This is a genomic window from Roseiarcus sp. (assembly GCF_052145395.1).
Classification (GTDB): Bacteria; Pseudomonadota; Alphaproteobacteria; order Rhizobiales; family Beijerinckiaceae; genus Roseiarcus.
The window spans coordinates 1-3,117 of sequence record NZ_JBKQOT010000547.1; the positions used below are offsets into that span (position 1 = coordinate 1).

A 3,117-nucleotide genomic window follows, 5' to 3' on the forward strand; every position below is an offset into this window, starting at 1 on the left:
GGCCTCGCCAATCGTCTCCTAAAGATCAAGCAGGCGCGTTTCGGCTCGGTCGACCGGGAGAGCAATTTCCTCGTCCGGTGCGTGTCGCGCAGCATCTAAAGCTGCAACACCGATTCTTGCTTTATCAATAGCTTATCCGCGCACCTTATTCGCAACACTGCACCTAAACCCGCAACAAAGCCTTGCAGCACCTTATGTGCAACAAAGTGACACCGAAACTTGAGCACGCGGCAAGCCGGATAAACAGCGGCGCCGTTGACGACAGAGCTAGTAGTGAGGCCCGATCCCGAGCAGGGAACGTATCCGATCCCTGCCGGACGCGGCCGCCCGCCTCTCACTGGGCTCATGATCAACGATCAGGCTGTCCAGAGTGTTGCAAATTAGGTGCCACAAAAATGCACCTTATTTGCGACTCGCTGGTTTAGGTGCTGCGCGACAGCAGCGCTGGTCATCGCTTGCGCTTGGGTCGCGATGCCCCGGTTCACCATGCGCGAAGTCGAGGTGCCGAGGATCGCGCTGCGCGACGTGACGGTGCCAAACATCGTCCAGCGCGACGTGACGGTCGACCGGGTCGTGCCGAAGGACGTCGAGATTGAGATGCCGCGCTTTGTCGCGCCAGCGCCGTCGGCCGCAGCTCAAACGCCCGCGGAAGCTTCGTCTAAACGTGGGGCTGGCGACGGGCGATCATGCGCGGCCGCATTCTGCGCGAGGACCGTAACGGCTTCGTACTTATGACGGACGAGGGCGTCGAGCATCTCGAGGGCCGCACCTGGCATACGCAAGCCGAGACCGAGCGGTTGCTCGGAATGATGGCGCCGCTTCATCTCGCCAAGATCGAGGCCGCGAAGCGCGCCAGCAGGCGGATGGTCGGTGGCCTCTACAAGCGCATCCGCGTTGAAGCAGGCGAAAAGGTCCAGCGGGCAGAGGTTCGCTTCGACGAAGTCGCCGGGTGCCTTAGGGTTCCGACAGGAGGATCCACCCGCCAGACCATCGTGATCGTTGAAGGCGACTTAGTCCGCTCGCGGCTTCTATCACCGCGAGAGGCGGCGCGGTTGATGGGCCTGCCCGACGACTTTGTGCTGCCCGCCAACACCATGAAGCGCTGGCCATCACGGGCGACGGCGTCGCGGCCCCTGCGGTCAGATTCTTGGCGGAGCACATCCTCGAGCCTGTTCTGCAGGCGTCAACCCAAGCCGACCCCGCAAGGAGAGCCATCGCATGATCATTCGCTGTCACGTCTGCAGCGCCGACCCGGACGGGCGCTGGAGCTCGCCGCCGCCGATGATCTTCCGTGACCGTTACCGAGAGGACGGCAGCATCCGAAAAGACGACAGCGGCCAAGACGTTTTCGTCTACGCCTGCCGCGACCATTTATCGGCGAAGCGAGAGCGAGAAAGAGAGATTCAAGAGCGGGAGAAGGACCGCGGCTGGAAGAAGGGAGAGTTGCGATGAACGCAGCGGCTGCGCTGACCTCATAAATGCGCGCCGGCTTCCAACGCGGCCAGCAGAGCGAGCGCCTCGGCAATCTCGGGCATTTCGGGCGTGGGCGAGAAGCCTTCCAGCGCGGGCGCGAGGACGGCCTGGGCTTCGGCGGGGCGGTCGGCGAACTGGTAGTGTTTCGCGAGCGCAAGCGTCGCGCGTAGTTCGAAGCTGCGGGCCTTCTGATGTCGCGCGACGGCGATCGCGGCGAGGAACGCCTCTTCGGCGAGGCCTGGGTCTGCGGGATTTTGCTCGAGAAGGATTTCGCCGCGCATGCGGTGGAGTTCCGCGTCGAACCAGCGCTGTCCGCTGCTTTCGAAGTCCTCGAGCGCATGATCGAGCGTGGCGAGCGCGGCCGCCGTCTCGTCATTTCTCGCTTCAGCTTCAGCCAGAGCCGTCCGGACCAGCGGCTGAAACGCCCCGACATTATCCCGTTGAAGCAGTGCGGCGGCCCGCCGGAGATTCGTCAGACCGATATCAGGGACGCTGGAGCGCAATTCCACCCAGGCTTCCAGGAAGGCGCCGAAAGCAACCCACAGGGCGATGCCATGCTCGTGCGCGACGCTGGACAGCGCCCTGGCGAGAGGGGCCGCGCGATCGACCTTCCGGCCGATGATCTCGAACATGGCGCAGTGCATCAGGCCATATGTCGAGGTCGCGAGATGGCTCAATTTCGCGATTCGCGCCGCCGTCGCGTCGGCGATCTCGCGGGCGCGATCGACCTGGCCGAGCGGCCAAAGCGCGATCGCGAGATAGACCGTCGCGGAGACGCCGACGTCCTGGCCGAAGCGGAAGGCGAGATCGCGATCCCGATCCGGATCGAAAATCGCAACCGCCTGTTCGAGGTGCGCGCGCGCCTCGCTATAGTTCCCGGTAAACCATTGCGTTACGCCATAGGCGCGATGCGCCACGCCCGCCTCCGGCGAACCAGGCCGCAACTCGACGTCGTGCAGAAAAGCCTGTGCGGGCCCAAGCATTCCCGGCAGGTCGCCATGCACGTAGCTTCCCGCCCAGAGCCCGTAATTGGACGAGAAGCGCGAGTCGCCGTCCGCCGCGTCTGCGCCGAGTTCGTGCGCGCGCCTAAAAGCGGCGAGGGTTTCGGGCGCGCCATGGCCATGCGCGGCGATCATCGCGTTGCCATAGGCGACCTGCAGCTTCAGCTTCGCGCCTGTTGCGTCCGCGTCCCCCGCGCCCGCAAGCGCCTCCGTCATCTCGATCGCTTTGCCGAGATGCGCGATCGCCTCCTTGAAGGCCGAGCGTCGAAGCGCGAGATCGCCGGCCTTGCCCCAATATTCGATCGCGGGCGCGGTGAGGCCCGCTTGCGTGAAGTGGTGGGCGATCAGTTCAGGCTCGGCCTCGACGATGTCGGGGAATTGCTCGCGCAGCGTATCGCCGATCTTCCGATGCAGGATCTGCCGCCGGCTCTTGAGCAGGCTTTCGTAGGCGGTGTCCTGCACCAGGGCATGTTTGAACGCATAGCGCACGTCGGGCGGCGCGCCGAGGCGGAAGACCAGTTCCGAGTCCTCCAGTTGCGCGAGCGCGGACCGCAGCGTCGGCTCGTCGCGACCGACGACGGCGCCCAGCAGGGCATAGGCGAATTCGCGTCCGATCGCCGCGCCGATCTGCGCGATCTCCTTC

The 3,117-nt window shown here is 64.8% G+C and carries 2 protein-coding genes; one reads left to right on the forward strand and one right to left on the reverse strand.

The genetic code is table 11. The features are described from left to right. Positions 1–686 precede the first annotated feature (686 nt). Positions 687–1,295 carry a hypothetical protein gene (locus ACLP25_RS18835; protein ID WP_442470697.1) on the forward strand — a complete coding sequence of 203 codons (609 nt, stop codon included), beginning with the start codon at positions 687–689 and terminating at the stop codon, positions 1,293–1,295. A 177-nt stretch (positions 1,296–1,472) separates the two neighbouring features. On the opposite strand, the gene ACLP25_RS18840 is transcribed toward ACLP25_RS18835, so the two are convergent. Next, a partial coding sequence (locus ACLP25_RS18840) for an ATP-binding protein (RefSeq protein WP_442470698.1) occupies positions 1,473–3,117 on the reverse strand: 1,645 nt, incomplete at its 5' end.

Excerpts from the sequence above, each read along its gene's own strand:
- ACLP25_RS18835 (WP_442470697.1), top strand. The coding sequence starts at position 687 with ATGCGCGGCCGCATTCTGCGCGAGGACCGTAACGGCTTCGTACTTATG.